Below are 22,418 nucleotides of genomic sequence, written 5' to 3'. Positions count from 1 at the left end.
CCGACGCGGAGCGGCGGCCGGCCGGCGGCTCACTGCCCCACCGGTCATTCGAGGAGCTTCCCGGCCCGCGCGTACGCCCACCACAGCAGACCCGCGGTGACGGCCCCGCTCGCGCTGACGGCCAGCAGGAGGTGCGCGGCGGTCGGTGCGTGCAGGGCGAGTACGAGGGGAACGATCAGCGCGGCGATCGCCACCAGCGGCCCGGACAGGTACCAGGCCAGGAAGAGCACCGGGCCGACGCTGCCGGTCGGGCTCTGCGCGGGCGAGAGCAGCAGATGCTGCTTGGACACACCCCGGCAGGCGTTCACCAGACCGGCGGCGACGAACGCCGGCACGACCGCCGGCGCCAGCGCGATCCGGACCCCGCCGCCGAGCAGCACCACGCAGACCCCCGCGACCAGGGCGAACACCAGCCCCAGGACGGCGGGCACGATGGTGTGCCGCAGCATGAGACCGCCGTACGGATACGGGGACCACGAGCCGCGCCGGGTGTCGTCGGTCTCCAGCCGGGCCGGTTCCAGCAACTGCGCGACGGACCAGTATCCGAAGACCAGCGCGGCGGCCGTGGCCGCGACACCTCCCGCATGGTGCGCACCCACGGCCACGACCGCACTCAGCACCGCGAGCACGGACAGCAGGACGGCACGCCCGAGCCGGCCCGGGGCGTGGATCAGCGCGAGCAGATCGCGCCACGGCACGGCCAGGGCGGCGTGGCGCGGTGCGGGCAGCTGCAGCCGCGCGGGGCGCGGAGTCCCGGAGGCCCCCGCGGCGACCTGGCGCGCGGTGCGCAGCTCCACGGTCTGCAGCGCGGCCAGCACCCCGGTCGTGGTCCGCGACCGCTGCCGGACGGTGGCCAGCGGCAACGATCCCGCCGCCCGTCGAGCCAACTCGATCGCCGCCGCCGTGACGGCCAGCGACAGCAGCGCCGCGACGGGACCGCCCGGCACGGCTGCCGGGGTCGGTGACAGGGCGGCGATACCGCTCCAGCCCCACGGTCCCGACCACAGCTCGATCCGTTCCAGCCAGGTCACCCGGTGACCTGCCGCCGCCAGCGCGCTCTGCGCGGCGAGGGCCAGTACGAGGAGACCCGCGTACGGGGTCGCGGTCCGCACCCACCGGGCCACGGACTCGCGGGCTTCGACGGCCACGGCGAGCGCGGTGGCGAGCAGCGGTACGCACACCCCGCCGACCGCGCACCAGGCGAAGGCCGCCGCGAGTCCGGTCTTGACCGTCAGTCCCAGGGTCACCATGCCGATCACGGAGGCCAGCAGTCCCACGGACAGCGAGACCGCGCAGGACAGCCAGAACCACGGCAGCAGGATGCGGGCGATCCGCACCGGCTGGGTCAGCAGCCAGTCCGCGCTGTCACGCGGCGGCACCACCGGCCCCCGCCACAGCGCGTCGCGCGCGGCGACCAACAGCGAACCGAGTGCCAGCGCGCAGACACCGGACGGGACGGCGGCGAGGATCGCCGCGCCGTGAACGGTGTAGTCCGCTCCCATGGAGCTCTTGATGAAGAGGCTGAATCCGGGCAGCACGCCCCACACGACCAGGACCAGCAGCACGCAGTAGACGGCGAAGCCGACCTGTCCGGCCCGCTTGCGGCGGTGCGGCGAGCGCAGGTTGCGCAACAGCAGCAGCGCCTCGGCGGTCCAGTCGTCCTCCTCGTCCCAGGAGGCGTCCCGCCCGTCGTCGAGATCCTCGGCCGGTCCGTCGGCTCCGGCGGGTTCCCCGGTGCGTTCCGTCGTGGTGCTCACCGGGCCGCGCCCGCGACGCCGGTCTGCCACGTGGTGTCGGTCGCGTCGTCGGAGAGCACCTGGTCGGGCGTGCCGTCGGCCACCAGCCGACCCTCGCGCAGCACCAGCACCCGGTCGGCGACCGCGCGCGCCAGCTCGGCGTGGTGGGTGACCAGCAGGACGCCCACCCCGTCGGCCGCCTCCGCGGCGATCAGGTCGGCCAGCCGCCGCCGCGCGTCGGGGTCGAGCCGCTGCTCGGGCTCGTCCAGCAGCAGCAGATCCCGCGGCCGCACGAGCGCGGACGCCAGCAGCAGCGACTGCAGCTGCCCGGAGGAGAGTCCCGAGGGCAGCGACCTGGCGTGCTCGCTCAGCAGCCGGTCGGCGAGTACGTGATCGATCCACGCGTCCGCCCCCTCCACCCCGTGCGCGACGGCGACGAGCTGCAGGTGCTGGCGCACGGTGAGGTCCGGGTAGCACGCCACGGTGTCCCCGACCACCGCCACCCGGGCCCGCACCCGCGCGTCGTTCTCCGTCATGGGGCGGCCGTCGAAGGTGACCTTGCCCTTGGTGGGCTTGTCCCGCCCGGCGGCGATCCGCAGCAGTGTGGACTTCCCCGACCCGTTGTGGCCGAGCAGCGCGACGCACTGGCCGCCGTCCAGCGAGAGGTCCACCGGATGCAGCACCGTGCGCTTTCCGTAGGAGCGGCTCACGCCGGTGAGTTGCAGTAGCGGTGCGCCCATCGGCCGTGCTCCTCAGAACGTGTCCTTCACCTTGCTGAGGCGAACGGTATCCGAACACGAAGGTGTCTCCCGCAGCGACGGGGGCGCTGCGGGAGACACCCGTCCGGTTGCCGGGCGTACGCCAAGGGGGTGTCAGTCCTCCCGATGGTGCGTCCGGCTCGGGAGCAGGAAGGCTGACGCGAAGGCCGCGGTCAGCAGCCCCGCCGCGATCCAGAAGGTCACCTGCATCGCCCCGTCGAATCCTCCGGTGCCCCCGTGGGTGAGGCAGCTCAGGAAGACCGTGCCCAGAGCTGCCACCCCGATACTGTTGCCCACCTGCTGGAAGGCGTTCAGCAGTCCGGAGGCCGAGCCGGTCTCCTTGATGGCCACGCTCCCGATGGCGATGTTGTAATAGGGCGTCAGTACGCCGCCCATACCCAGTCCGATCACCAGCAGCGCCGGCAGCAACTGCCACGCTGTCACCGTTTGATCGCTGGAGTGGATGTTGGCGACGACGACGGTCAGGGCCACCGCCCCGACGGCCAGGGCCCCCAGCCCCGCCTGCAGGGTCGCCCGGTCACCCCACCGGCGCACCAGCACCGCTCCGGCGAGGGCCGCACCGATGGCCGAGCCGAGTGTCCAGGGCATCATCACCAGCCCGGCGTCCAGGGCCGAGAACCCGTGGCCGAGCTGCAACTGAACGATGAGCGCGAACATCATGCCGCTCAGCGCCACGTAGTACAGCATGCCCAGCAGCAGCGCGACGACGAACCGCATGTTGTTGAACAGCCCGAGCTCCACGAGCGGGGTGCGCCCTGCCGCGGCACGGCGCCGCTGGTGCATGCCGAAGACGATCAGCACTGGTAGCGCGGCGGCCATGCTGACGAAGCACCAGGCGGGCCAGCCCTTGTCGCGTCCCTGCATCAGGGGGTAGGCGAGCAGGAGCATCGCCGCCGCCGCCAGCGCCGTACCCACTCCGTCCAGCCGGCGCGATCGGCCTCGGTCGGTGGGGCCGGTGCCGGGGATGAGTTTGATCCCGCCGATGACCGCGGCGAGACCGATCGGGGCGTTGACGAAGAACACCGCGCGCCAGCCCAGGCCGAACAGGTCGCCACTGGCCAGAGCGCCGCCCAGGATGGGTCCGATGATCGCCGCCATGCCCACGACCGGGCCCATCATGCCGATCGCCTTCGGGAGTTCACGTCCCGGGAACAGCTCCCGCATGATGCCGAGGCCCTGCGGGACCATGATGGCGACGAAAAACCCCTGCAGGCTGCGCATCCCGATGAGCATGTCGGTGTTCACGGAGAGTCCGGCGACCACCGACGCGACGGTGAAGCCGGCGGTGCCGACCAGGAACACCCGCTTGAGGCCGAAGATGTCGCCCATCCGCCCCCCGGTGATCAGCATCGTGGCGAAGGCGAGGGTGTAGCCGGCGGTCATCCACTGGAGATCGGAGTAGCTGCCGTTCAGTCCGGTGCGGATCGTGGGGCCGGCGGTGCTGACCATCATGGAGTCGAGCAGGTCCATGCAGTGGGTGGCCAGGACCGCGGCCAGCGCGTACCAGCGCAGGCGGTGCCTTGCCGGGACGGCGGTGGTGGTGGCCTCCGCGACGACAGCCATGAGGGATCCCTTCGAAGAACAGCGCAGGCAACTGCGAGCACGGTTCCCCGAAGCGCTCCAGCATCGCTTGAGACTTCCGGAGCGCCGACGCGATCAGGCCCGGGTGGAGTCCGGGCCGGACGTCAGTGGGCGGCGAAGTCCTGCGTCCACCAGGGGCCGCCGGAGCCGAGGTGGGCGCCCACTCCGATGTGCGTGAACCGGCAGTTGAGGATGTTGTCCCGGTGCGCGGCATCGCTCATCCAGTCGGCGACCGCACGGGAGGCGGTCGACGGCCCGCGGTCGATGTTCTCGCCCCACCTGCTCCACGTGTAGCCCGCGGCGGTGATCCTCGCGTCCGGGCCCAACCCCTCCGGGGTGTCGTGCTCGTAGTAGCCACGGGCGGCCATGTCGTCGGAGTGTGCCTGCGCCGCCGCGTGCAGCTTCGCGTCCGCGCGTACCGGGCGGCAGCCGTGCAGCGCCCGCTGGGCGTTGACCAGCTCGGTGACCTGCTGTTCGAGGGTGGGCCGGGGACGGGCCGGTGGTTGCGCCGCGGGCGTCGTGGAGGGTGCGGCCGTCGCGGTCGGTATAGGGGACACGGGGACGGTCGCGGAGGCCGTGGCCGTCGGAGAGGGTGCCGCTGCGGGCGCCGTGGGCGCCTGGCCGGGACCCAGTCGCAGCACGGCCACCACGGCCGTGGCCGTCACCAGCAGCACACCGGCGACGACGGCCGGCGTACGGGACCGCCGGGCGCGCCGCGGGTTTCCGCCTGAGCCGCCCGAGCCGCCCGATCTGCCGCTGGAGCGGTGCGAGCCGCCGGAGCCGTGCGCACCGCCCGGACCACCCGAGCCGGCCGAAGTGCCCGATCCACCCGAACTGCCCGAGCCACCCGCGTCGTGCGGTGCGAGCGGTGAGCCGGTCGGGGCCACCGGCAGGCCGGCCGGGGAGTGGAGGTCGGGGGAGTGGAGGACGGGCACCAGGCTGAGGCGGGCGAGCAGCCCCTCGGCCGGTACCAGGTCGGCGGCGCGCCCGGAGCAGTCCGGGCAGTCGCGGGCGTGCCGGGCGATGCGCTTGCGCCACAGCGCGGACGGTATCTGGTCCCACGGCGCGACGAGGTTCCCCAGCTCGGGGCAGCGCGGTACGGCGGCCAGCGCCCGCACCACGAGCCGGCCGGTCTCCAGCTGCTCCTTCATCCGCTGGACGCGCACCGCCGCGTGCCGTGCCGGGACCCCGAGTCCGGCGGCCAGCTCCTCACGGCTGATGACGTCGGCCGCCTCCAGCCACCACAGCGAGAGCAGCTCCCGGTCGTCGGCGTCGAGCCAGCGGGTGGCCTCGGCCACCTCCCGGCGCTGCCCGGACAGGCCGAGCCGCCAGATCGTCAGGTCGGTGAAGTCGGCCGTCGGGTCGGCGATCTCCCGCGCCTGGTCGAGCCCGTCGGCGCGGGGTGTGCCGCTCGCCGACCGCAGCCGACGGACCTGGTTCATCGCGATGGCGACGAGCCAGGAGCGGAAGGCCGTCGGATCGCGGAGGTCGGGCAGGGAGCTCAGGACGCGCAGCATCGTCTCCTGCACGACGTCGTCCACGTCGGCATGCCCGTCCAGCGCCCGGCCCACGATGTTGTAGACCAGCGGCAGATACGCCGCGACCAGCTCCTCGCGGGCCCCTTCGTCCCCGGCCCTGGCGGCCGTCACCAGCGCGGCCCCGCATTCCCGCTCCACGTCCGCCCGCTCCCGTCCACCAGCTCGTGCTGTCTCGTTGCCTCGCACCGTTCGGGACCTCAGGAGGCCGCACCGAAGTCCTGAGTCCACCAGGGACCGTTCGAACTGAGGTTGATGCCGACGCCGATCTCCTTGAAGGCGCAGTTGAGGATGTTGTCACGATGTCCGGGGCTCTTCATCCAGCCGTCCATCGCGGTTTGGGCGTCCTTGGGGCTCTTGTAGATGTTTTCGCCCCATGTGCTCCAGTGGTAACCGGCGGACGTCATCCGTGCGCCCGGCCCGACGCCCTCGGGGGTGTCGTGCTCGTAGTAGTTGCGGGCGGCCATGTCGTCGGAGTGCGCCTGGGCCGCGGCCTGGAGCTGCGCGTTGACGGTGACGGGTTTGCAGCCCTGCCGGGCGCGTTCGGTGTTGACCATGTCGACGACCTGCTGTGCGTACCGGGCGGTCGTTCCGTCGGCGGCCTGCGTGCCGGAGGAAGGGGCCTTGCGGGAGCCGGTGCCGGCGCCCCTCCCCGTTCCCGCGCTCGTGCCGGTGCCCGTTCCGCTGGTGCGCGGTGCGGTGGTGGCGGGATGGGTGCCCGGCCGCTGACCGGAGGGGGTCGCGGTGGCGGCGGCGCTGCCGGAAGGGGTGGCGGGGGCCGAGAACGTCGTGGTCGCCGAGGCGGCCGTCGGCGTTCCAGCGCCGTCGGGGGAGCCGGTGACGGCCGCGGGTCCGGCGGCCGAACGCGTCTCGCCGGTCCCCTCCGTCCCCGACTGGACGACGGCGTACCCGCCGCCGGCCACGGCTATCAACGCGGCGGCTCCGCCGACGGTCGCCGCCCACCGCGAGCAGCGCCCGCGGTGCAGCCCGCCGCGCCCGCTGTGCCGCCCGGCGCTGCGGCCCCGCCCGGCGGCGGAGTGCGTGCCGCGGCCGTCCGGGCGCCGCTGGTGCGGGGAGCCGCTCGCGCCAGGTTCCGGGGTGGGCGTCAGGGGCTGGGTCTCACGGTTCACGCGGCTTCACTTTCCGGTGCGGGATCTGCTGGGGGCGGGTGCAACACACAGGAGATCCGGCAGCCGGACGCCGATAACAGAAATCCGGAAACGAGTTCCGTCGGGCGGATTCGAGGACCGCGACGAAGCGGCGCCCGACGAGCCCGGCAGCCGCAGCGGGGCCGCGCCCTACGGCCTCGACCCCGAAGCGGCCGAGCGGCTGGTGTCCGTGGGGACGCCGGCCTCGTAACCGGACGCTCCGTCCTCCGGGTCACGGGGCCGGCCGGGGGTCCTGAGGCGTCCGGTGTCCGCGCCGGCTCCGGGCGCCGGGCCGGGATCCTGCCGCGGCCACGGCGCCACCGGATTGCCCACCCACCTGGACCCCGCCGGTACGCCCTCGCCGCGCATGACGAGCGAGGAGGCGCCGACGCAGGCCCCGGCGCCGAGCACCGAGCCGGGCAGCACGATGGAGTGCGGGCCGAGCGTGGCGCCCGCCCCGACATGGACCGCGTCGAGACGCATCAGCCGGTCGTGGAAGAGATGCGTCTGCAGGACGCACCCGCGGTTGACGCTGGCACCGTCGTCCAGGCGCACCAGGTCCGCCTCGGGCAGCCAGTGGCTCTCGCACCACACGCCGCGGCCGATCCGCGCCCCCAGCGTGCGCAGCCAGACGTTGAGGAACGGCGTGCCGGTCAGGGTCGTACCGAGCCAGGGCATGGCCAGCTCTTCCACGAAATTGTCGAACAGCTCGTTGCGCCACACGAACGACGACCACAACGGGTGTTCCCCCGTGCGGAAGCGGCCCACCAGAATCCACTTGGCCGCCGTCGTGACGAGCAGCGCCGCGATGCCCGCGCTCAACGTCACCAGACCGCCGACGGCCGCGCCGGCGAGCAGCCCGTACGCATTGAACACGGCCTGAAGCGCCGCGAGGGACGCGGCACCCAGCAGGGCGGCGCACAGCACCGGGACGACGCGGCACAGTTCCACCGCCGACCGGGCCAGCACCAGCCGGCGGGGCGGGTCGTAGGTACGGCCGGGGTCGGCGTGGTCCGCGACGCGAGGCAGCGGGAAACCCGGCCGTCCGATCCAGGACGAGCCTGGTTCCGCGTGCGCCGGAGCGTCGGACAGCACCCCGATGAGGGCGTTGTCGGGCAGCTCCCGCCCCGGCCCGACGATGCCGGAGTTCCCGACGAAGGCCCGGCGGCCGACCCGTGCGGCGCCGAGCCGCAGCCAGCCGCCACGGAGCTCGAACGGGGCGACGAGCGAGTCGTCCGCCAGGAACGCCCCGTCGTCGACGCGCAGCAGACCGGGCAGCGCGAGCACGGTGGACGCCTCGACCCGGCGGCCCACCCGGGCGCCGAGCAGCCGCAGCCAGACCGGGGTGAACAGGCTCGCGTAGAAGGGGAAGAGCGAGCCGCGCGCCGTGCTCATCAGACCCGAGACGATCCAGGTGCAGAAGGCGACGCCGCCGTGCGCGCGGTGGTGCCCGGGTCTGAGCGGGATGCCGAACAGCCGGACGAGGACGACGATCAGTGCCGCGTACCCGGCGACACCCACCACCATGAGCAGCGGGGTCAGGCCCAGCAGTCGCACCAGGACCGCAGTGAGCGTCCCTTCACCGCGGACCGCCACGTACGTCATCCACAGTGCGGGTGCCGCGGTGATCAGCGGCAGCAGGCCGAAGAGGTGCAGGGCGAGCGCGTAGGCGAGGTCCCAGCGGCGCGCTCGGCGGTGGTCCGGGCGCGGCCAGCCGTCGCCGGCGGGCAGGGCGCCGATGACGGGGCGGGCGGGGGAGCCGTGCCACTGCTGGTGGTCCGGGACCTCCCCGAGCACGCAGCTGCCGGGCGCGATGTCGGCGCCTTCACCGATCCGGGCGCCGGGCATGAGGGTGCTCCGGGTGCCGACGCGGGCGCCGGCCCCCACCTCGACGCCGCCCAGCCGCAGGACGTCCCCGTCCAGCCACCACCCCGCCAGGTCGGCCTCGGGTTCCACGGCGCATCCGTCGCCGAACCGGGCCATGCCCGTCACCGGCGGCGCGGTGTACAGATCGATGTCCCGCCCGACCCGGCAGCCCACGGCGCGGGCGTAGTGGCGGGCCCAGGGAGTGCCGAGCAGGGAGGCGATGTTGAACATGGCCACCGTCCGCTCCGCCGCCCACAACCGCAGATGGACGGAGCCGCCGCGCGGATAGGAACCCGGTCGCATCCCGGCCGTGAGCAGCCGGGCCGCCGCCGAGCCGATGGCCACCCGGCCGGCGGCGCTCGACAGCGCCAGCCAGCCGCCCAGGATCAGCCACCAGGAGGTGTGCGGTGCCCAGGGCAGCGGCCCGATCAGGTTGTCGACCACGGCGAGCCCGAGCATCCACCGCACTCCGCCGAGGGTGTACAGCACTGACAGGACCAGCAGTTGGACGACTCCCGCGCGGCGCGGGGTGGGCCGCACGCTCCGTTCCTCGCGCGGACCGCCGCCGAGCTCGTCGAGGTGGGCGGCGAGGTCGAGCAGCCGGGGGCGGCCGTAGATCTCCGCCACCGAGACTCCGGCGTACCGCTCCCGCAGTACCGAGACGAGTCGGGCGGCGGCCAGGCTGGTGCCGCCGAGCGCGAAGAAGTCGCTGTCACCGGTGACCGGCAGGCCGAGCGCCTCCCGCCACTTTCCGGCGAGCCAAGCCGCGGTCTCCCCGAGGGCCGCGACGCTGCCCGCCGCTTCCGTTTCGGTGCCGGCCGCTGTCGGCAGCGGCCACGGCAGGGCGTCGCGGTCGACCTTTCCCGAGGTGCGGGTCGGCAGTTCGTCCACCACGGCCAGGACGGGGACCAGCGTCGCCGGCAGCCGTTCGAGCAGCAGGGCGCGCGCCGCGCCGGAGTCGAAGCGCGGGTCGGGTCGGTCCTGCCGGTGCGACCGCTCCGACGGGTCCGATGGGTCCGACGGTTCCGTTGGGTTTACGACGAGGTAGCCGACCAGCACCTGGCCGCCCGCCGCGGTGTCCCGTACGGCCGCCGCGGCCGAGAGCACACCGGGCAGCGCCCGCAACGCCGCGTCGATCTCGCCGAGTTCGACCCGGCGGCCCGCCAGCTTCACCTGCTCGTCGGCGCGCCCGACGAAGACCAGACCGTCGGGTTCCGCCACCACCAGGTCGCCGCTGCGGTAGACGCGGGGGCTGCGGAGCCACGGGTGCGGGCGGAACTTCTCGGCGTCCTTGACGGGATCGAGGTACCGGGCGGCGCCGACGCCGCCGATCAGCAGCTCCCCCGTCTCGTGCCAGGCGACCGGCTTGCCCTCGCTGTTGACGACGGCGATCTCCCAGCCGTCCAGCGGCGTGCCGATCCGGACCGGCTGCCCCGGCGTCAGCAGCGTGGCGCAGGCCACCACGGTGGTCTCCGTTGGCCCGTAGGTGTTCCACAGCTCGCGGCCCGGCGCGGCCAGCCGGTCGACGAGCCCGGCGGGGCACGCCTCGCCGCCGAGGATCAGCAGCCGCACCCGGGCCAGGGAATCCACCGGCCACAGCGCCACCAGCGTCGGCACGGTGGAGACCACGGTGACGCCGCGTTCCACCAGCCAGGGCCCCAGATCGACGCCGGCCCGCACCAGCGAGCGGGGGGCCGGGACGAGGCACGCCCCGTGCCGCCAGGCCAGCCACATCTCCTCGCACGAGGCGTCGAACGCGACGGACAGCCCCGCCAGCACACGGTCACCCGGGCCCAGCGGCGCGTCCAGCAGGAAGATCCGCGCCTCCGCGTCGACGAACGCCGCCGCCGAACGGTGGCTGACCGCCACTGCCTTGGGGCGGCCGGTGGTGCCGGAGGTGAAGATGACCCAGGCGTCGTCGTCGGGTCCCGGGCGCCCCGGACGGCCGCCGGGCCGCTGCGAGGGGCGCGGCACGATCGCGCAGCCGGCGCCGATCACCGCGCAGACCGCGGCATCGCCCCAGATCAGTTCCGCGCGCTCGTCGGGATCGTCGGCGTCCACCGGTACGTAGGCCGCTCCGGTCCGCAGCACCGCCAGGATCGCCAGGTACAGATCCGCCGCGCCCGACGGCACCCGCACCCCGACCCGGTCGCCCCTGCCGATGCCCGCCGCCGCCAGCCGGTCGGCCAGTCGCGTGACCCGGGCCGTCAGAGCGCGGTAGTCGAGCAGCCGGGAATCCGCGTCGGTTCCGGGACCCGCTCCCGTGCCGGTGTCGAGGGCGGGAGCGTCGGGATACGCGCCCGCGGACGCTTCGAGCACGTCGAGCAGGGTTCTGGCCGGCGTCGCACCGGCCACCGGCCACACCGCCGCGGCCGCGAATCCTGGAGCGCCTTCACCGAAGGCGCCCACGCCGGTCGGTGCCGGGGATTCGCCACGTTGTTCTGGTGCTTTCACTTACCTTGCTCTCGCAGTGCGGCTCAGATATCGGTGCGCGGTGCCCGGTCGCGCCGCTGCGGGAGGTAGGGGCCGGCACGGCCCCGCGAGACCGTGAGACGACACTGGTGGTGGATGCAGGTTTCCGCGGTGTCCCACGCTGGGAAACATCTTGTATGCACCCAAATGACGTCATTTGCTGATGTGATGGGGGCCGTCGGTCGACCGGCTGAAGCGGGTGATGCGGCTGATGCGGCGCGGCCGCGGCGGGGGAGTCGGCCGCCGGCCGCGACCACGACCCGTCACGTCCGCTGACGTGACCTCCGGTAGAGCGCGAAGCCGGTAATCAACAGGCCCGCCCCCGCCGGGACGGTGAAGCCCAGGGCGTCCGTGCCCGTGTGCGCGAGCGACTCTCCGGCCTCGGCCTGGACGAGCGGGGCCGTATGGCCCGCCGGTACCGGCGCGGTCGTCCGCGGAGGCGACGGGAGTGCGACGGCGGGGGGCGTGTCGGGCCTGTTTGAAGAGACGTTTCCGCTCGACGCATTGCCGATGCCCACGACACTGACCGAGTTCCCCGTGACATTCACCGGCAGGTCGATCGGCAGCTGCAGGCCGTTGCCCGACAGCACTCCGGGTGAGCCCTTCGTCGTCCCCTGCGCGGCCGAGCCGCCGGCGGTCGTGGACCGGGTGCCCCCGGCGTGCGCGGCCGGACCCGTCCCGTGCGAGGCGTTGGCGCACGCGTTGCCCGACGCCGGGTTCAGCAGGCCGATCACACTGATCGTGTTCCCGCACAGGTTGACCGGAACGTGCACCGGGATCTGCACCGAGTTGCCCGACAGCACCCCGGGAGACCCCGCCGTGTCACCACCGGCACCCGCGTCGGCATGCGCGTACCCGGCACCGGCCAGCGCTCCACCGGCGACCATGGCGGTGAGCAGTCCCTTTCTGGCGACCTGTTGCATAGGTTTCCTGCCTTCCGGAATTCCCCGCGGACCGAACGTCCGCACCCGTCACAACGCACCGGCGGCAATCGGGTTATGGCTCATATGCATTTCACTCCCTTCGAGTGGTCCTTTAGCATGCTGAAGCATGACGTTCACCCACCGCCCGAGCGGCGTTCCCGAGAGGCCCGTCCTCGACGGGCTGGAAGAGAAGTGGTCTCAACGGTGGGACGCGTCGGGCGTATACGTATTCGACCGCTCCAAGACGCGCGAGCAGGTGTTCTCCATCGACACCCCGCCGCCCACCGTCAGCGGTTCGCTGCACGTCGGCCACGTTTTCTCGTACACCCACACCGATGCCATCGCGCGGTACCAACGCATGTGCGGCAAAGACGTGTTCTACCCCATGGGGTGGGACGACAACGGCCTGCCGACCGAGCGGCGCGTGCAGAACTACTTCGGCGTCCGGTGCGACCCGGCGCTCCCGTACGACCCGGATTTCACCCCGCCGCAGAATCCCGGAAAGCAGCAGATCCCCGTCTCCCGGCGTAATTTCATCGAGTTGTGCGAGCGGCTGACCGTCGAGGACGAGAAGGCGTTCGAGGACCTCTGGCGCCGGCTCGGTCTGTCGGTGGACTGGACACGGACGTACCAGACCATCAACGACGAGGCCCGCGCCACTTCGCAGCTCGCCTTCCTCAACTGCCTCGCCCGCGGCGAGGCGTACATGGCCGAGGCGCCCACGCTGTGGGACGTCACCTTCCGCACGGCCGTCGCCCAGGCCGAGTTGGAGGACCGCGAACGGCCCGCCGCCTACCACCGGCTGGCCTTCCACGGCGCCGGCGGTCGGCGCGTCATGATCGAGACCACCCGTCCCGAGCTGCTCCCCGCCTGCGTCGCGCTCGTCGCGCACCCCGACGACGTCCGGTACCAGGACCTGTTCGGCACGACGGTCCGCACTCCGGTCTTCGACGTCGACGTGCCCGTGCTCGCCCACAAACTGGCCGACCCGGCGAAGGGCTCCGGGATCGCCATGGTGTGCACCTTCGGCGACACCACCGACGTGACCTGGTGGCGCGAGCTGCGGCTCGACACCCGCCCGGTGATCGGTTGGGACGGCCGCTTCACCGCCGATCCGCCCGCGGGCGTCGACTCGGAACGGGCACGCGCCGCCTACGGACAACTGGCCGGAGCCACCGCACACACCGCCCGCGAACGCGTCGTGGAGATGCTGCGGGCCGGCGGCGAGATGGAGGGCGACCCGCGGCCGGTCACGCACACGGTGAAGTTCTTCGAGAAGGGCGACAAGCCCCTGGAGATCGTCACCACCCGCCAGTGGTACCTGCGCAACGGCGGGCGCGACCTCCCGCTGCGCGAGGAGTTGCTCCGGCGGGGTGGCGAACTGCGGTGGCACCCCGAGCACATGCGGGTGCGCTACGAGAACTGGGTGAGCGGGCTCAACGGTGACTGGCTGGTCAGCCGCCAGCGGTTCTTCGGCGTCCCGATCCCGGTCTGGTATCCGCTGGACCAGGAGGGCAACCCGCAGTACGACCGGCCGATCGCTCCGGACACGGCGGCGCTGCCGGTCGACCCCAGTGCCGAGGCGCCCGCGGGATACACCGAGCAACAGCGTGGCAGGCCCGGCGGATTCACCGGCGATCCCGACATCATGGACACCTGGGCCACCTCCTCGCTCACCCCGCAGATCGCCGGCCGGTGGCTGAAGGACCCGGATCTGTTCGAGCGGGTCTTCCCCATGGACCTCCGCCCGCAGGCCCACGAGATCATCCGCACCTGGCTGTTCTCCACGGTCGTCCGCTCGCACGCCGAGCACGGTGTGCTGCCCTGGAAGCACGCCACGATTTCCGGGTGGATCCTCGACCCGGACCGCAAGAAGATGTCGAAGTCCAAGGGCAACGTGGTCACCCCGGCCGACCTCCTCGTGCAGCACGGTTCCGACGCCGTTCGTTACTGGGCCGCCAGCGGCCGCCCCGGCACGGACACGGCCTTCGACACCGGCCAGATGAAGATCGGCCGCCGGCTCGCGGTGAAGATCCTCAACGCCAGCAAGTTCGTACGGGGCTTCGGCGAGGTGCCCGCGGGGACCCCGGTCACCGCACCCCTGGACCGCGCGATGCTCGCCGAACTCGCTGCGGCCGTCGAGGAGATCACCGCCGCGTTCGAGGACTTCGACTACGCGCGCGCCCTGGAGCGCACCGAGCACTTCTTCTGGCGCTTCTGCGACGACTACGTCGAACTGGTCAAGGACCGTGCCTACGGCGCCGAGGGCAGCGCCGACGGCGAGCAGGACCTCGCCGGCACGGACTCGGCACGCGCGGCCCTGACCACCGCCCTCGACACCCTGCTGCGGCTGTTCGCCCCCGTACTGCCCTTCGTCACGGAGGAGGTGTGGTCCTGGCACGCCGAGGGCTCGGTCCACCGCGCCGCCTGGCCCGCGGCGGAGGAGATCCGCGCCATGGCCGCCGACGGTGACGGTGAACTGCTGGCGACGGCGTCCGAGGTCATCGCGGCGGTCCGCAAGGCCAAGTCGGAGGCGAAGGTGTCCATGCGCGCCCAGGTGACGCAGGCCGTCGTCTCCGGGCCGCGCGAGGTGCTCGACCGCTACGCCCTCGTCGACGCCGACGTGCGCGCGGCCGGCAGGATCGGCGTAGTGGAGCAGCGGGAGGACACCGGGCCGCTGGAGGTGCGCGTCAGCCTGTGACGGCCGGCGGCCACCCCGGGTCCGTCCGGGGTGGCCGCCGGAGCCTCGCTCCGTATGGTCGGAGCGTCAGTTGTTGCCGGACCGGCGGCGGCGCAGCATCACGATGCCAGCGGCCGCGATGCCGAGCAGGGCGATGCCGCCCGCGATCTGACCGGTGTTCATCCCGCCGACCGAACCACCCAGGCCGGTCTTGGCGCCCTTGGTCGCGGTGCCGACCTCGAACTGGTAGGTGCTGGTGGCGCCACCGGGACAGGCCACGTTGATCGTGTACGTGCCGGGCTTGATGGAGGACTTGATCGTCGCGGTGCCGGTGTAGATCATCGCCGAGCCGATGGACAGGTCGACCTTGCCCGTGAAGGCGTCCGACGTGGCCGAGGCCGAGGGCGCGGTGCAGCCGCCGCTGACGGAGATGACGACGGAGGAGCCGGGCATCGCCGGGCTCGGGGTGACGCTCAGCGAGGGCTGGTCTGCGGCGTACGCGGCGCCGGCACCGGCTCCGATCGCGACGGTGGCGAGTGCGGTGGTGGCCAGGACCATGGCTGTGCGACGCATCGGGGAATCTCCGTTCGTCGACACGGGGTTGCGCACGATGTGTGCGCGGTCGACTCCATGCCGTGAGATCCATACAAATCGGGTTTCCCGGTGCCCGCGCATCTCCGGCGGGGCCCGAGCGTCCCTCGGACGGCGGCACCCACCGGTGTCCTTCACCGCGATCCGGCAGGTCACAGCATCATGGGCGCGGGGGGTGGCGGATCGCCGGCGCACCGCCGAATGAGTGGGCGCGCCGCGGCCCGGCCGCCGCGCGGCGACCGGCCCTGGGCCGGACCGGTCGCACCGGTCGCACCGGTCGCACCGGTCGCACCGGTCGCACCGGCGCAATCCGCTCCAGCACAGGACGGGACGATCGGGCAAGGCATCCGCCGAAATTCACCCGCAGGACTGAACGGCCACCTGCCTGCACGTTTCTGCTTCTCCCGCTGTCCCTAGAGTTCAGACATGTCGCCCGGGACCCCGGTGGTAGTCCGTATGGCTGAGTGCTCCTGATGTTCCGGGGAGCTGTTGGACAGGGGACCGACGCATGCATGAGGACACCCCGCCCGCCACCACGGGCCAGACCTCCGTCCGCCGGGAAGCCGCGCCCTCGCGGTGCCGGATCGTGCACAGCTACGAGCGGGGCGAGTTCACCGTGGTGGAGTTGTGCGGCGAGATCGACCTGTCCACGATCGAGGAGGTCGGCGCGCGGATATCAGCCGTGACCGAGTCGCCGGGTGCCCTGGTGGTCGTGGATCTGCGGCCGGCCCAGTTCTTCGACTGCGCCGCCCTGACCCTGCTCGTCCGCACCAACCGCCGGCTCCTGGAGGAGGACGGCTGGATGGGACTGGTCTGCACGCACCCCTGGCACCTGCGGATCCTGCGCATCGCCGGACTCACGATGGACCTGCGCCCTGTCGCGACGGTGGAGGCCGCCTGCGCCCGCGCACCTCGCAGGCGGCCGCTGTGACGCCGAGGGCGCGGCGGGACGGAGACGGGCGAGCTCAGCCGCAGGTGATGTTGGCGTAGTTGAACGACGCGGTGAAGGGCTGCTTCTGCGGATCGCCCTTGGGCGGTTGGGCGCGGTTGAGGACGGAGAGGCCGACGGAAACGTTCGGCGCGCCCGACGTTCCCGACGCGCCCGGTGTCGGCGCCTGTCCCAGCGTCCGCCAGCTGCCGGCGGAGCTCTCCCGCCAGGACGCGGTCACCGTGTCGCCGCTGCGTTGCAACCGCAGTTGGACGGTGGTGGCGTCCGTCCTGACGAGCTTCCTGCCCTTGGCCTCGGCCGTGGTGAAGGCGTAGTCGATCTGGATGTACTTCCCGTCGTCCCTGAAGTACTCGAAGGTGATGCCCCCGATGTCGCCGTAGGCGCGCTCCAGCCGGATGTAGCCGTAGTTGTCCGCCCCGATGATCAGCCCGGCCCCCTGATAGGTGAAGCGGGGATTCTCGGTCACCTCGGTCTCGGCGGTGAAATTCCCGGTCATCGACCGGTAGTAGATGGGTGCGGTGGTGCCGACCGAGGCGATGTCCGCCCGCAGATCGGAGCCGTCGGGAGTGGTGACATTGAGCTTCCCGCCGGAGATCGACGAGGTCGCCTTCTCCGCGTACTGCTCCTTCCACCCGGGGGCGGTCGTGGTCGAGGTGAAGGGGTCGTTGATCCCGCCGCAGGGCAGCGTGGTGGCCGGGCCGTTCGTGGCGGACGAGGCCGTGCTCGGCCCGCTCGAGGCCTTGCTGTCCCCGCCCGTGTCGTCCTTGTTTCCCAGCTGGCTCAGCACGATCGCCGTACCGCCGCCGGCCAGCAGCACCGCGACGGCCACCGCGAGGATCGTTCCGCGGCGGCGCTTGGGCGGCCGCGGGACTCCGGGGTGCTGCGGGGTCTGCGGGGCCGGGGCCGGGGAGTACGCGCTGTGGCTGCCGGGTCCGCTGTAGGCAGTCTGCCCGGAAGCGGGGACGAACGGCGGCGGGCCGAACCCCGCGGGCGGGGCCGCACCCTCGGCCGGACCGGGATAGCCGTAGCCGGTCGGCGCGGTGACCGGAGCGGTCGGGGCCGGCGGCGGGTCCAGCGCCGTCGGATCCTCGTCGAGCATCCCCGACTGCTGCAGGATCGCTCGGGTCAGCGGCGCGGGCAGCCAGCGGCCGCCCGAGGCGAACGTCGCGGTCGGCGCCAGGTCGGGGGAGTCCAACCCGTCCAGGATCTGCTCCGCGGTGGGCCGCTCCGACGGATTCTTCGCCAGACAGCTCTGCGCCAACCGGCGCAGTCCGCCCGGCAGGTCGTTCACCCTGACCTCGTCGTTGACCACCCGGTACAGCAGCGCGGGGGTGGGGCCGGTGCCGAACGGGGACCGTCCGGTCGCGGCGAAGACCAGCACCGCGCCGAGCGCGAAGACATCGGTGGCGAAGGTGACCTCACCGCCGGTGACCTGCTCGGGCGCCATGAACCGCGGCGAGCCGATGGCCGATCCGGCCATCGTCAGCGCGGTGTTCTCCAGCGCCTTGGCGATCCCGAAGTCGATCACCTTGGGCCCGTCCACGGCGAGCAGCACGTTGGACGGCTTGAGGTCCCGGTGGACCAGCCCTGCCCGGTGAATGGCGACCAGTGCCTCGGCGAGCCCGGCGACGAGCATGCGAACGGTGTCCTCGGGCAGCGGGCCGAACTCCGCCACGGCGCTGGTGAGGGACGGACCGGGGACGTAGCCGGTGGCCAGCCACGGGGGGTCCGCGTTCGGATCGGCATCGATGACCGGCGCCGTGAAGACGCCGCTGACCCGCTTCGCGGCTTCGACCTCACGGGCGAACCTGACGCGGAACTGCGGGTCCTGGGCCAGATCGGCCCTGACCACCTTGACCGCGACGGACCGCCCGCCCGGCGAGCGCGCCAGATAGACCTGGCCCATGCCGCCCGCACCGAGCCGTGCGCTGATCCGGTACTGCGCCACCTGCCGCGGATCCCCGGGCCCCAGTTGCTCCACCGTGCCGCACTCCCTCCGGAACCCGTGCCGGCCAGGTTCCGCAACCCCCCGCCGGCTTCGCTTCCGGCACACGATCAGAGTAGAGCCGCCCGGCCCGCGGTGGGGGTTGTCGCGCAACTCGGCATGCCGCCGGGCCCAGCAGGGGTTGAGCGTCACCTGCCTGCATGCCCGCCCGTCCGTCCGCCGGTCGTTGGCTAGGGTGGCTGATCCCCGGAGAGAGGACCCCTGGTGGGCGATAACAAGGAACGCATGCTGGCCGGCGACTGGTACCTCCCGGACGACGCCGATCTGCGTGCGGACTCCGAGCGCCGCGCCGAGTTGTGCGCGGCCTACAACTCGGGCGCGCGGCCCGCTCCGGCCGAGCGTCGCAAGATCCTGGAGCAGCTGCTCGGTGCGGTGGGCGAAGGCGTGGTGATCCGGGCCCCGTTCCAGTGCGACTACGGCCGGTACATCACCATCGGCGCCCGGACGTTCGTGAACTTCGGCGCGGTCTTCCTCGACGCGGCGCCCATCACCATCGGAGCCGACGTACAGATCGGTCCCAACGTCCAACTGCTGACGCCGGCCCACGAGCTGGACACCGAGCGGCGCCGGGCCGGCTGGGAGAAGGCGGTACCGATCACGATCGGCGACAACGTCTGGCTCGGCGGCGGGGTGATCGTCTGCCCCGGAGTGACCATCGGCGAGAACACCGTGGTCGGCGCCGGTGCGGTGGTCACCAAGGACCTGCCGGCCGGCGTCCTGGCCGTCGGCAGTCCAGCCCGGGTCATCCGCTCGCTCGACACGTAACAGCCCTGGTCGGAGGGGGTTGACTTAGAGCGCTCTCCAGGATGCAGACTCCTGCTCAAAGCCCGGCACCGAGGGGCTCAACGAGGGGAACGCACATGCGGTACCGCACGATCGGCACGGACCCGGCGACCCGCCGCGAGGTGAGCGTGCTGAGTCTCGGCGCGATGTTGTTCGGCACGATCACCGACGAGGCGACGTCGTTCGCGATCCTCGACCGGTTCGTCGAAGCCGGCGGCACGTTCATCGACACGGCCAACAACTACGCCTACTGGGTCAACGGCACTCAGGGTGGCGAGAGCGAGGAACTGCTCGGCCGTTGGCGCCGCAGCCGCGGTGCCGGTGACGAGCTGACCATCGCCACCAAACTCGGGGGACGGCCGCTCGCCCCCAGCGACACCCTGTCCCTCGACATCGAGGGCCTGTCGGCCAAGACGATCCGGGAGTCCGCGGAGCGCAGCCGGGAACGGCTCGGCATGGAGAAGCTGGACCTGCTGTACGCGCACACCCAGATCAAGAGCGTGCCGACGCAGGAGGTCGTCGAGAGCTTCGCCGAACTGGTCGCCGACGGCACGGTCGGTCTGCTCGGGGCGAGCAACCACTACGCGTGGCGGGTGGAGCGGGCCCGCAACCTGGCCGCGGCGGCCGGCCTGCCGGGGTACGAGGTCCTGCAGTACCACCACAGCTATCTGCGGCAGCGCACCGACTTCCCGAGCCTGCGCTCCCCGGACGGCCAGGAGGGCGTGCTCAGCGGCGACCACCTCAGCTATCTGCGCTCCAACCCCGAGCTCGCGCTCGTCGCCTACTCGCCGCTGCTGGGCGGTGCCTACGTCCGCGACGACAAGCCGCTGGGCCCCGAGTTCGACCACTCGGGCACGCCGGTCCGGCTCGCCGCACTGCGGCAGGTGGCCAAGGAGACCGGGGCGACCGCCAACCAGGTGGTGCTGTCCTGGCTGATCGGATCCGAGATCCCGGTGATCCCGCTGGTCGGCGCCTCCTCGGTGGCGCAGCTGGACGAGAGTCTGGCCGCGGTCGACCTGGAGCTGACGGCGGAGCAGCGCGAGCGGCTGGACGCGGCGCGGTAACCCGTCGCCTGCGGCGGGCACCCTCGTACCGCCGGTGTGATCTCCGACCGAGCCCCCGATGCAGGACCGACGGCCCGGCGTTGCGGCTCAGCGGAACTCGTGGACCACGTCGATCGTGCCGACGATGTGGGCGTTGAACTCACCGAACCAGCTCCAGCTCCTTCGGACCGGTCGGGCGCCAGAGGGTTGTCGTCGGTCGGACGGTCATGGTGAGTGCCTTCTGCGGAGGGGCGGAAGTCGGTGATTCCGCTGGTCAGGGGAGTGCAGGATAGCGGCGCCGCGCGTCGGGCGGCCAGAAAGTTCTCCGAGGCCGGGCCCGGGCCCGGGCGCGGGGGAGTGCCGATTACCGCTGGGGCCGCCGCGTTCGGCAGGATGCGGGTATGACCGAAATCCGTACCCCCCGCCTTATCCTCCGTCGCTGGCATGACGACGACCTCGCGCCCATGGCGGAGATCAACGCCGACCCGCAGGTGATGCGCTACATCGCGGATGGCTCGGTCCGTGATCTGGAGAGCACCGCGGAGGCCATCGAGCGCTGGGAGGAGGAGTGGGACGAGGAAGGCTTCGGGCTCTTCGCCGTCGAGCTGCTCGCCTCCGGTGAACTGGCCGGATTCACCGGGCTGTCCGTGCCCAGCTTCCTGCCGGAGGTGCTGCCCGCCGTGGAGATCGGCTGGCGGCTCGGCCGGCAGTTCTGGGGCCAGGGCTACGCGTCGGAGGCCGCCCACGCCACGCTGGAGTTCGCGCTCCAGGATCGCGGCCTGGACCGCGTTATCAGCATCGCCGCGGTGGGCAACGACGCCTCCGAGAACGTCATGCGGAAGCTCGGCATGGTCCTGGAGCGTGAGACCGTGCACCCGGAGTATGGGACGCCGCTGCGCGTGCACAGCATCGACCTCACCGAGTACCACGCCTGACGCGAACGGGCCCCGGATCAGACGCCAGGGATCGAGGCCGTGGCGAGCTTCCGGAGCTCCTCGTAGTCCCAGGTGAGGGTGCCGTCGCGCAGGGAGTCGAGGACGCCGGTGACCCATGCCAGTTCGGCGCCGGTGATCGTGCGGACGTACTCGGTCTCCAGCATGGTCACACGGGGAAGTTGGAAGCCCTCGGCCTCGGTGGCCAGTGCCGCGTCCAGTTCGGCGATCTCCCGGAGCAGCAGGTCCCGGCGCTCAGTGAGCAGCTCCTGAGCGGTCTCCGGGGTGAGCATCAGGAAGAAGGAGAGCGCGGCGGGGAACTCCGGGAACTCGTTGCGTGGCGTGGAGAGGATCTCCGCGAGCCACTGGCGTGCGGCGTCCCGGCCGCTGTCGGTGACCTGGTAGGTCGTGCGCTCGGGATACCGGTGATCGCGGTCGGTGTCCTGGACTTGGATCAGCTCGGCCTCCTGGAGCCGGCTGATCATCTTGTAGAGGGTCGCGCGCTGGCCGACGTTGACGACCTGGTCCTTGCCCCACTGCTTGATGAGGCGCTGGATGCCGTACGGATGCATCGGGCCGTTTTCCAGAAGGCTGAGGATCGCCAGGGCCAAGGGGGAGCGCCGGAACTTAGTGGTCACAGAGATAAATGTACACCGCCCTCCTACTAGTTGCCAGAACACTAGAAGGTGTGTCACTATGAAGCCATGACGAACACAGAGAACCTCCGCGAAGAGTTCACTCCTGCCAACGGCCCGGTCTGCATCGACGCGGACCACACGATGACCAAGCACCTCGGCAACTGGACCAAGGCCAACCGCTTCCAGGTCCGCACCCGGCGCGGCGCGGTCGTCCTGGACCTGCGCTCTCCCGAGATCGCCGACGGCGACATCCACGTCCACGTCGACATCGACCACGGCATGCTCAAGCTGCTCGTGCCCTCCGACGCGACCATCGACCACTTCGGAAGCCTGTCCTGGGTCGGCCGCGGCCGCGTCAAGGACCTCGAGAGCGCCTCGGCGACCCCCAGCGGGCGCCGGATCCACATCAGTGGCAAGGTGCACGGCGGTGAGATCCGCGTTCACCGCAACGGCATGGCGCACCTGTCCGCGATCTTCTCCCGCGCCTTCCTCGAAGACGCCAAGCGCGCCCGCCGCGAGGGCGTCCTGCCCACGGTCGACGACCCGACCCGCTCCGTCTCCGGCACCACCGACCGGTGACCCGGTGCCGCCACGTCAGTAGTCAACAAATCCGTTCCACGAACATGGTGAGGGCGGGGGGGGGGGGCGCCCCCCCCCCCCCCCCCCCCACAGGCGCGGGGGGGGGGGGGGGGCGGGGGGGGGCCCGGGGTGAGGGGGGGCGGGGGGGGGTTGGTTTTTGTGACCAAATAGGCGCGGG

The 22,418-nt window shown here is 72.3% G+C and carries 16 protein-coding genes; 6 read left to right on the top strand and 10 right to left on the bottom strand.

Translation table 11 applies throughout. The annotated features are described in order from the left end of the window. Positions 1 to 44: 44 nt before the first annotated feature. The 7 genes from AC07DC_RS02145 to AC07DC_RS02115 all read right to left on the bottom strand — a co-directional run bounded on the left by AC07DC_RS02145 (position 45) and on the right by AC07DC_RS02115 (position 12,040). Positions 45 to 1,757, bottom strand: coding sequence for a hypothetical protein (locus AC07DC_RS02145; protein ID WP_478910989.1), 1,713 nt, complete (start codon positions 1,755 to 1,757; stop codon positions 45 to 47). Further along, positions 1,754 to 2,476, bottom strand: coding sequence for an ATP-binding cassette domain-containing protein (locus AC07DC_RS02140; RefSeq protein ID WP_478910987.1), 723 nt, complete (start codon positions 2,474 to 2,476; stop codon positions 1,754 to 1,756). Before AC07DC_RS02140 ends, AC07DC_RS02145 begins: the two co-directional genes overlap by 4 nt. 132 nt (positions 2,477 to 2,608) lie before the next feature. Then, positions 2,609 to 4,078: an MFS transporter gene (locus AC07DC_RS02135; RefSeq protein ID WP_478910986.1), complete on the bottom strand. Its 1,470-nt coding sequence runs from the start codon at positions 4,076 to 4,078 to the stop codon at positions 2,609 to 2,611. A gap of 122 nt (positions 4,079 to 4,200) precedes the next feature. Beyond that, positions 4,201 to 5,772: a sigma-70 family RNA polymerase sigma factor gene (locus tag AC07DC_RS02130; RefSeq protein WP_478910984.1), complete on the bottom strand. Its 1,572-nt coding sequence runs from the start codon at positions 5,770 to 5,772 to the stop codon at positions 4,201 to 4,203. Positions 5,773 to 5,831: 59 nt separating this feature from the next. After that, positions 5,832 to 6,761, bottom strand: a complete 930-nt coding sequence (locus AC07DC_RS02125) for a CAP domain-containing protein (RefSeq protein ID WP_478910982.1) — start codon at positions 6,759 to 6,761, stop codon at positions 5,832 to 5,834. A 168-nt stretch (positions 6,762 to 6,929) separates the two neighbouring features. After that, positions 6,930 to 11,009: a Pls/PosA family non-ribosomal peptide synthetase gene (locus AC07DC_RS02120; protein WP_478912571.1), complete on the bottom strand. Its 4,080-nt coding sequence runs from the start codon at positions 11,007 to 11,009 to the stop codon at positions 6,930 to 6,932. A 371-nt stretch (positions 11,010 to 11,380) separates the two neighbouring features. Beyond that, entirely contained in the window at positions 11,381 to 12,040 is a 660-nt protein-coding gene (locus AC07DC_RS02115; protein ID WP_478910980.1) for a chaplin, read from the bottom strand. Between the two features lie 127 nt (positions 12,041 to 12,167). On the opposite strand from AC07DC_RS02115, the gene valS reads away from it, so the two are divergent. Then, on the top strand, positions 12,168 to 14,741 hold the full coding sequence (gene valS, locus AC07DC_RS02110) for a valine--tRNA ligase (protein WP_478910978.1): 2,574 nt from the start codon (positions 12,168 to 12,170) through the stop codon (positions 14,739 to 14,741). A gap of 66 nt (positions 14,742 to 14,807) precedes the next feature. On the opposite strand, the gene AC07DC_RS02105 is transcribed toward valS, so the two are convergent. After that, on the bottom strand, positions 14,808 to 15,293 hold the full coding sequence (locus AC07DC_RS02105; protein WP_478910977.1) for a hypothetical protein: 486 nt from the start codon (positions 15,291 to 15,293) through the stop codon (positions 14,808 to 14,810). 526 nt (positions 15,294 to 15,819) lie between these two features. Between AC07DC_RS02105 and AC07DC_RS02100 the strand changes: the two genes are divergently transcribed. Beyond that, positions 15,820 to 16,242 (top strand): STAS domain-containing protein, encoded by a 423-nt coding sequence (locus AC07DC_RS02100; protein ID WP_478910975.1) that lies wholly within the window; start codon positions 15,820 to 15,822, stop codon positions 16,240 to 16,242. Between the two features lie 34 nt (positions 16,243 to 16,276). Here AC07DC_RS02100 and AC07DC_RS02095 read toward each other — a convergent pair whose 3' ends face one another. Then, positions 16,277 to 18,241 carry a protein kinase domain-containing protein gene (locus tag AC07DC_RS02095; protein ID WP_478910974.1) on the bottom strand — a complete coding sequence of 655 codons (1,965 nt, stop codon included), beginning with the start codon at positions 18,239 to 18,241 and terminating at the stop codon, positions 16,277 to 16,279. A gap of 228 nt (positions 18,242 to 18,469) precedes the next feature. Here AC07DC_RS02095 and AC07DC_RS02090 point away from each other — a divergent pair, with 228 nt between their 5' ends. The 3 genes from AC07DC_RS02090 (at position 18,470) to AC07DC_RS02080 (ending at position 21,026) form a co-directional block, all read left to right on the top strand. Beyond that, on the top strand, positions 18,470 to 19,030 hold the full coding sequence (locus AC07DC_RS02090; protein WP_478910972.1) for a sugar O-acetyltransferase: 561 nt from the start codon (positions 18,470 to 18,472) through the stop codon (positions 19,028 to 19,030). A gap of 95 nt (positions 19,031 to 19,125) precedes the next feature. Next, positions 19,126 to 20,112, top strand: a complete 987-nt coding sequence (locus AC07DC_RS02085; protein WP_478910970.1) for an aldo/keto reductase — start codon at positions 19,126 to 19,128, stop codon at positions 20,110 to 20,112. Positions 20,113 to 20,492: 380 nt separating this feature from the next. Continuing rightward, on the top strand, positions 20,493 to 21,026 hold the full coding sequence (locus AC07DC_RS02080; RefSeq protein ID WP_478910968.1) for a GNAT family N-acetyltransferase: 534 nt from the start codon (positions 20,493 to 20,495) through the stop codon (positions 21,024 to 21,026). A 17-nt stretch (positions 21,027 to 21,043) separates the two neighbouring features. Here AC07DC_RS02080 and AC07DC_RS02075 read toward each other — a convergent pair whose 3' ends face one another. Further along, a complete protein-coding gene (locus tag AC07DC_RS02075; protein ID WP_478910966.1) occupies positions 21,044 to 21,661 on the bottom strand; it encodes a PadR family transcriptional regulator in 618 nt (205 codons plus the stop codon). 66 nt (positions 21,662 to 21,727) lie between these two features. Here AC07DC_RS02075 and AC07DC_RS02070 point away from each other — a divergent pair, with 66 nt between their 5' ends. Then, positions 21,728 to 22,240: a hypothetical protein gene (locus AC07DC_RS02070; RefSeq protein WP_478910964.1), complete on the top strand. Its 513-nt coding sequence runs from the start codon at positions 21,728 to 21,730 to the stop codon at positions 22,238 to 22,240. Positions 22,241 to 22,418: the final 178 nt, after the last annotated feature.

This window comes from Streptomyces sp. NPDC045021 (assembly GCF_056432645.1).
The sequence above is the reverse complement of the archived record's forward strand: the minus strand, read 5'-3'. Positions and strand labels throughout refer to the sequence as shown.